6 protein-coding genes are annotated in these 8,050 nt (G+C 42.0%); all 6 read right to left on the bottom strand.

The genetic code is table 11. The features are described 5' to 3' along the window. Positions 1-548: KxYKxGKxW signal peptide domain-containing protein (locus FC14_RS06255; protein ID WP_235804518.1), on the bottom strand; the 548-nt coding region annotated here is incomplete at its 3' end. Positions 549-704: 156 nt separating this feature from the next. Next, positions 705-3,518: an SEC10/PgrA surface exclusion domain-containing protein gene (locus tag FC14_RS06250; protein ID WP_056976929.1), complete on the bottom strand. Its 2,814-nt coding sequence runs from the start codon at positions 3,516-3,518 to the stop codon at positions 705-707. 225 nt (positions 3,519-3,743) lie between these two features. Beyond that, complete coding sequence (locus FC14_RS06245; RefSeq protein ID WP_056976928.1) at positions 3,744-4,121, bottom strand: type II toxin-antitoxin system death-on-curing family toxin; 378 nt, start codon at positions 4,119-4,121, stop codon at positions 3,744-3,746. Between the two features lie 21 nt (positions 4,122-4,142). Beyond that, positions 4,143-4,382 carry an AbrB/MazE/SpoVT family DNA-binding domain-containing protein gene (locus tag FC14_RS06240; protein WP_056976927.1) on the bottom strand — a complete coding sequence of 80 codons (240 nt, stop codon included), beginning with the start codon at positions 4,380-4,382 and terminating at the stop codon, positions 4,143-4,145. A gap of 103 nt (positions 4,383-4,485) precedes the next feature. Then, positions 4,486-5,325: a PD-(D/E)XK nuclease family transposase gene (locus tag FC14_RS06235; protein ID WP_056976926.1), complete on the bottom strand. Its 840-nt coding sequence runs from the start codon at positions 5,323-5,325 to the stop codon at positions 4,486-4,488. Positions 5,326-5,508: 183 nt separating this feature from the next. After that, positions 5,509-8,050 (bottom strand): hypothetical protein (locus tag FC14_RS06230; RefSeq protein ID WP_162258664.1); only part of this gene is annotated, 2,542 nt, incomplete at its 5' end.

The raw sequence follows: 8,050 nt of genomic DNA, 5'->3' as shown, positions 1-8,050 counted from the left end.
TTACCAACGTAAAGGTACCAGTGGCCCCCTTCGTTTTTCTCAACGTAAGCTGCCGGGGTTGGGTAATCTTCTTTAGCTTCAGAAGTCTTAGCAGCTTCCGAGGTGGCTGGAGCTACTTTAGCTTCAACACTAGCTGTCGCCACGCTAGCACTGGACTGGCTTGTCACCGTCGTGGAAGCCTGGCTGGTTTGTGCTTCTGAGCTAGCTGCTTGACTACTTGTGCTTGTAGCTTGGCTAGAACTTGTAGTCACACTGGCCTCGCTGGTAGCAGTGGTTGCGACCGTGCTAGCAGCAACACTGGTCGTACTTTCAGTCTGGCTGGAATCTGTCGCTTCCGAACTAGTCGTACTTGGCTGACTAATCAAACTTTGGCTACTTGCGTCAGCCGTTACCGTTGTTGTTTGAGCTTGACTTACCGTGTCAGCCGCTACTTGCTTAACGTTAGTACTTACCCCCACAGCTAACCCAAAGAAGACTAAGGGCGCAACTACCCACGCTTTGCCGGCTTTATACATTTTGAAACGCTTTTTCATTTCACTTTTTTCCAAGAGTATCACCTATTCCTTAACTTGTAATAACAATTCTATTGTGACAAAGAAGCGCTGCCATTTCAAGACTCGTAGGCACTTTGTTGGCTTATTGTAAAATCTCGGCATAACAAAAGGGATTCCCCTAAAAGAGAATCCCTTTCGGCAGCTGGCCTTCTACTTAAGTAAAGCACCAGTTACTTTATCAAATTCGTAAGTCTTACCACCAATAACTTGTTTACCGTAAAGCATTTGACCCTTGTCGTTGTAGTAAACAGTCTTATGTTGGTCAGCAATGTATTGCAAGCCGGTCTTCATTGCCCCTGTGACTTTGTCGAAGAGATACCACTTGCCATTGACGTTTTGTTGTCCGTATTGCATCTTTCCGTTATTAGCATAGTAAACCGTCTTGTTTTGGTCAGCTAAGTAGGTAAGACCAGTAGACATCTTACCTGTCTTAGGGTCAAAGTTGTACCAATCCTTACCAGCATGTCTTTGGCCAGTAGCCATTTGCCCAGTAGTGGTGTCGAAGTAGTATCTACCACCCTTGATTGTTTGCCAACCGTAAAGCATTTGGCCGTTATCATTATAGTAAACGGTCTTCTTTTGGTCTGCTAAGTAAGTAAAGCCAGTAGACATTGCCCCAGTTACCTTATCAAAGTTATACCACTTACCGTTAATGTTTTGTTGACCGTAAAGCATGTGACCATCCTTATTGTAGTAAGCGGTCTTGTCCTGATCAGCAATCCGTTGGAAGCCAAATTGCATTGCGCCGGTATTCTTATCAAATAAGTACCAGTGGCCACCAATGTTTTGTTGGCCATATTGCATTTGACCCTTGTTGTTATAGAAAACAGTCTTATGTTGGTCGGCAATGTATTGCAAGCCAGTCTTCATCGCACCAGTAACCTTATCAAATAGGTACCACTTGCCATCAACATTTTGTTGACCGTATTGCATTTGACCCTTGTCGTTGTAGTAAACGGTCTTCTTTTGGTCAGCTAAGTAAGTAAGACCGGTGGACATTGCCCCAGTTACTTTATCGAAGTTATACCACTTACCAGCAATGTTTTGTTGGCCGTAAAGCATGTTCCCGTTCTTGTCATAGTAAACGGTCTTCTTTTCTGCTTCGAGTCTTTGGAAGCCAGTTAACCTATGACCTGCGCCATCATATAAGCGCCAGTGACCATCTTCAAATTTTTGTTGAAGGTCATAGATTTTGTGCATGTTAGCTAAGTTTTGTTCCGCCTTAGCTAAAGCGTCCTTTGCCTGTGCTAACTTAGCTTGGGCATCAGCAACTTTCTTATCAGCTGCTGTCTTGGCAGCTTTAGCTGTGTCAGCTTGCTTTTGAGCTGCTTCATAGGCACTCTTAGCGTCTGCATATGCCTTCTTAGCTTCGTTGTACTTAGCGATTGCGTCCTTAACTTTTTGATCAGCAGCGGCTAAGTCCTTAGGACCATTGTCCTTGACTGCCTTTTGGGCCTGTAACTTAGCCAAGGCATCTTGGTCATTCTTCAAATCAGCAGTCAAACTAGCTACTTGCTTGTCAGCGCTAGCTTTAGCAGTTTGCTTAGCTACTAAATTATCAGTCGCTGTCTTTAAGTTATCATTTAATATTGGTAATTGACCCTTTAATTCAGTTAATTTAGCTTGTAAAGCCTTAGTGCTAGGGATTGTGTATGGAGTAGTGTCGAAAGCATCACTCATATATGATGTAGTGCCCCAATTAGTGCTCATAACTGTATCATATATATTAACAATACTAAAGTATTTATCTAGGACCACTACTGCTAGATAATTTCCATTTAAATACTTACCTCTAGATGTAGCCCCGCTAACAGGAAAAAGTCCTAATATACTATTTGAATCATACGTATCACGCAATTGTGCCAAGATATAGTTATATATGCTACTCTTAATTTCGCCAAGAGTTAAAGGTTCATATGTAACATTTCTTGTCATTCCCTCGTTCGTAAAAATTGTTTCAATCGACTCCACTCTCCTATCTATAGAAGCAGTGTCATAAAAAGGAGGATAAGTATAGTTTAGCCCCGATGCTTTACTAGCAACTGTAGAAGAAACTCTTTCGTTAGTATCCTCTGTATATTCATTTTGATGTGCTAAATAACTTTCTGAATATGTTTTTGCATATTGTACGGAACCTTTAGTCACCTTCAAAGGTTCACTTCCAACTGCTTCGTGTAAAGAATTAATAACACTAGCTGTAAATGTAGCAACATCAGTCCAATCTTCTTGACTCATATTTTCAGTATCAACAATTCTGCTATCTTGCGCACTTGGCTTGTAAGTATAGTTATTAAATTCCTTAGTTAAATCATACCAGTTTGAATAATCTTCATTTTTAACCGCCTTGATATAGTCATCACTTAACTTAATTTCATTACTATTATCAATTTGGTTTTGGGTATCATTAATTTGGGTGTTAAGGTTATCTACTGCTGTTTGGGCGGTATCCTTAGCTGTTTGGGCATCGTTAACATCCTTAGCTGCTTGGGCTTGGGTGTCCTTGGCAGTATCTAATTGCTTGTTAGTGTCTACTACTTTGGTTGTTTGTTGAGCTACTTGTTGGTCAATATCAGCCGGAACTGCGTCAACCTTAGCCTTGGTTGCGTCATAAGCAGTTTGAGCTATTTTGACGTCAGTTTCTGCACCAGTTTGCTTAGCTTGAGCATCAGCTTGGGTATTCTTAGCTTGAGCTGCGCTTGCATCCGCTGTAGCTACGTCCTTTGCAGCTTGAGTTTGCTCAGTTTTAGCAGTATCAACTGCCTTTTGCGCAGTGTCAACGTCGGCTTTAGCAGCATCGACTTGGGCTTGAGCCTTGTCGACTGGTGTTTGTACCTTAGCGTTTTGTTTAGTTTGATTGTTGTTATCAACCGTGTCGGCGGAAGCCTTTTGTTGATTAATCATACCCGTGGTGGCAAGGGTAGCTGAAACAGCTAGCACCGTTGCCAACTTCTTATTTTTCCCCATGAGAAATTCCTCCTAGTAAATAGTATTGCCTAGACAGCATACACCAATATTATAACAGGTTAAGCGCTTAATATGCATTTTTATTTATCGTTTATTTTGTAAAAAACTCTAGGTGCAAAAAGTAGTTCACACCTAGAGTTTTCGGTTATGAGGGCCGTTCTAAGGCCTAAAGCATAGAGAAAATCCTTTGAACAAAAGAAAGTAGCGGACTAGCTAGTAATTTTTCTAGAGTGAAGCCTTAACAGTAGCTACTTTCATCATTTCATCTTCACTATCAGTTGCGAGGGTAATTTGCATTATTAGCGCTTCACCTTCATCAGTAGTAAATTGACAAATGTAGCCATTTTTCTTTAAAAATAACAATGTTGCTAGAAAGGCCGTTCGTTTGTTACCATCAACAAAAATATGCTTTTTAGTGATTTTTTGCATTAGATATGCCGCCTTAAGCCAAATAGTCGGATAAAGCGTATGACCAAAAACTACCATTTTGGGTTGTTCTACAACCAACGAAAGACTTGCAGGGTATTGAATCCCTTGATAGGTTTGGCCGACTCCGGTTAAAACATATCGATTAACTTCTATAATTTCAATCTCTAATTTCAATCTCTGTTAAATGGATCATTCTTACTTCAACCGTTTCATCAATTCTTGATTTTCATTGAATAACTCTGCAATCATCTTTTGCGTTTGGGGACTGACTGTTTGTTTTTTGCGAAAGGTTACTGATTGTCCATCAGGAGAAATAATTTTTTCAAACTCATCACCAGGAGTGGCGTTTAGAATTTCTTTGTCCTTTTTCGTTAGGCGCAGACCAAAGGAATTACCTACTCTAAAAAATTTTGAATTTCCTGTTAATTCTATCATCATCACCTCATAATTACATTTTATCGCAAAGTAATCACGTTATAAAAGATTTAGATTTACACAGCATAATTCCTTCTCAGACGTTAAAAACATGCCCCTGATACTAAGCTTCAGTTATTGCTAGTTGGTAGTATTCCTCTGCTTCTTGCACGCTCAAACCTAGTTTAGCTTCTAAATAAGCCATAATTTCTGCTGGTTGCTTGCCGTTGTCTGCCAATATCTTAACTAAAAGCGGAACAAGTTCTCGTCGTTCCTCTGCTTTCCCTTCTTGCCGTCCCTCGTCTCGAATATCTTGCCAAAATTCATCTGTTAAAGCCATATACTTTTCTCCTCCTAACTCACTTTGCTTGATACGTGCTATGTCATTAGCAACCTTGGGACCCAAGTACCCATATGTTGCCTCTTCTTTTAAGATCAATTGAAAAACCCCTCTAAGCTCAGCATCAGCCTCATCCCAGTTACTCTTAGCGTTCAAAATAATAGTGTGGGTCCCATCTTCCAGGATATCGTCCCCATGCTCAGACATCATTTGATAGTGGTTAATTGCGTGACTCCAGTCAAAGGCACCTAGGAAAATAACATAGGTATCCCTTAAGTTGCGGTAATCCTCGTCAGTTGCTAGCATCTCTTCAACCATCATGGCGTGATAATATCTCGAACGTAGCGCAAGATTACGCTCAGCTACCAGTTGCAGCTTAACATTAAACCGGTCCCCTATTTTAGGAATACATAGTAAATCTATGCACCCAACCTGGGTAAGGTCGCTACTTGGGGACTGTTTTGGGACCACAACTTTAATTTGTTGAAAATCAAACTCAGGTAAGACCGACTGCAATAATCGCTTACAAAACTTTGCTTTAGACATGGCCATTTCAAACATGACGTTATCATTGAAGTCAGCTTGCAAAAATTTTTGCCTAATTCGTTTTTCCTTAGATAGCATTAGCTTTCCTCCTTAATTACATAAAAGTTTGTCAGAGAAGGGAATTTTTTCCCCTTCATACTTATGTACGCAAACAGCTGACGAATTAATCTAAGGAATTTTTATTTTTTAGTGAATTCTAATAAAACAAAAGACACTCGTACTCTTTTGCTTGAATACAAGTGCCTTTTGTCGACTTAATAGTTATTTGTTAATAACTGAACCTAAACGGTAAACGTGAACTGATGGGTGTTCATCGTCTGCCCAGTACCAGTTATAGTTGAATTCCTTAATTGCTTGGTGGTAAGAGTTTCTGCCGTCGGCATCGTGAGCGTAACCACAAACTGAGATTTCCTTGGCGTCATTGCCACTACCAGAAGAAATAATCATGATGTGACCAGCGTCACCTAAACCGTCACCCCAAATGACAATATCACCATACTTAGGACTGTAACCATAGCCGTTGTTAGTAACATTTACGTAGCCATTAGCCCGTAGGTAAGGCCGAATGGAAACGGTGTTGTAGCCCCCCCAACGGCGGGCGGTTGCATCAGGAGTACTTGCCCCGGCACGCCAAAGAGCTTCGGTCATCCCACCGGAACAATCGGCCGTGCCATCGCTCCCATTACGACTTCCCATCATTGAATAAGTTAAGCGCCCGTCACGAGCTAGGAACCAGTCGATAACACGTTGGGTAAAGTTCTGTAAGACCCCATTGTTATTGAAGGTGTAACGTCTGCCGTCAACGTTTCTTACTCCGGTAAACATCGCACCACTTCCCCGGTCGAAGAAGTAGTAGTAGTGACCAATTTGTTGCCAACCATATTGCATTTGCCCGTTGTCAGCATAGTAAACAGTCTTATGTTGGCTATCAATCCAGTAGAAGCCTGTCTTCATGGCCCCACTAACATCATCGAAGTAATACCAGTGACCACCGAGATTTTGTTGACCATATTGCATTTGACCTTGGTTATTGTAGTAAACCGTCTTATTTTGGTCTGCCAGGTAGGTCAAACCAGTCGCCATCTTACCAGTTCCTTTGTCAAAGTAATACCAGTGACCGCCAATGTTTTGTTGGCCGTATTGCATTTGGCCATTATTAGCATAGTAAACCGTCTTGTTACCGGCTTTGAGGTACTGGAAGCCAGTCTTCATGGCCCCATTATTTACATCGAAGAGGTACCAGTGGTTGGCAATTTGCTTTTCGCCCTTAACCATCTTAGCGGTTGCCAAGTCAAAGTAGTAGGTTTGCTTATTGAAGTTTTGCCAACCGGTTAGAACAACTGCTTGGTTCAAGAGATAGGTCGCACCCTTGATAGAAACAAATTGTTCCTTAGGGACCACTAGGTGACCTGTCTTTTGGTCGAAGGTATACATTTGCCCATCAATTTTAACTAGGCCAGTTTTTAAATCCCCACCGGCATCGTAATACTTAAGTGTGTGGGCCTTAGCATCGTACACAATTCCTGCTGTAATTAACGCCCCAGTATGAACGTCAAAGAACTTCTCAGTCCCGTTAATTACCTGCGCTCCATACTGCATTTGCCCGTTGTCAGCATAATAAACAGTCTTCTTTTGGTCTGATAAGTAAGTCAACCCGGTTGCCATTGCCCCCGTATTAGGGTTGAAGTAATACCAGTGACCATTGATATTCTTTTGGCCGGTCGCCCTCGTACCTAGCGCCGGATCAAAGTAGTAAGTGGCATCCTTAATTTTTTGGAAGCCGTAGAGCATTTGACCATCTTTGTTATAATAAACCGTCTTCTTTTGATCTGGCAGATAAGTAAAGCCAGTGGCCATTATCCCACTCCCATTGAAGTAGTACCAGTGACCATTGATATACTTTTGGCCGGTCGCTTTTGTACCTAGTGCGGGGTCAAAATAATAAGTCGCCTCACCAATCTTTTGGAAGCAATATTGCATCTGCCCGTCCTGGTTATAATAAACGGTCTTATGTTGGTCGGCAATGTATTGGAAGCCGGTCTTCATAGCACCAGTGACTTTATCAAATAAGTACCAGTGACCACCAATATTTTGTTGGCCGTATTGCATTTGGCCTTGGGCGTTATAGTAAACTGTCTTGGCTTGGTCTTTGAGGTAAGTTAACCCCGTCGACATCTTACCTGTTGCTTGATCGAAGTTATACCAGTAACCACCGAGATATCTTTGGCCGGTTTGCATCTTGCCGTCATTACCAAAGAAATACTTAGCGTTGGCAATGGTTTGCAGACCCTTAGCCATCGCCCCAGTCCACTTATCAAAGTAGTATTTAGCTTTGTTAAGTTCTTGCCAGCCGTACTGCATTTGCCCTTGAGCGTTGTAATAAACGGTCTTGCTTTGGTCCTTGAGGTAAGTAAAGCCAGTGGACATCTTACCTGTTACCTTATCGAAGTTGTACCAGTGACCGCCAATATTTTGTTGGCCGTATTGCATTTGGCCGGCCCCGTTGTAGTAAACGGTCTTGTTTTGGTCCTTGATTTGGGTAAAGCCGGTCTTGGCTTTTCCGTCGTTAGCCTGATCAAAGAGGTACCAATGGCCGCCCACGTTTTGTTGGCCATAGGCTTGCTTACCATTGGCCGCATAGTAATACCGCGTGCCATTATCTACCACTAAGCCGGTTTGCATGGCCCCGGTCCCCTTGTCAAAGTAGTAGTTAGCGTGATTGATAGTTTGGTGGCCGTACTGCATCCGGCCTTGCTTATCATAGTAGACCGTCTTATTTTGGTCGGCAATTCTTTGGAAACCA

Source organism: Ligilactobacillus agilis DSM 20509, assembly GCF_001436215.1.
Lineage (GTDB): Bacteria > Bacillota > Bacilli > Lactobacillales > Lactobacillaceae > Ligilactobacillus > Ligilactobacillus agilis.
The sequence above is the reverse complement of the archived record's forward strand: the minus strand, read 5'-3'. Positions and strand labels throughout refer to the sequence as shown.

Excerpts from the sequence above, each read along its gene's own strand:
- FC14_RS06250 (WP_056976929.1), bottom strand. The coding sequence starts at position 3,518 with ATGGGGAAAAATAAGAAGTTGGCAACGGTGCTAGCTGTTTCAGCTACC.
- FC14_RS06240 (WP_056976927.1), bottom strand. The coding sequence starts at position 4,382 with ATGATAGAATTAACAGGAAATTCAAAATTTTTTAGAGTAGGTAATTCC.
- FC14_RS06235 (WP_056976926.1), bottom strand. The coding sequence starts at position 5,325 with ATGCTATCTAAGGAAAAACGAATTAGGCAAAAATTTTTGCAAGCTGAC.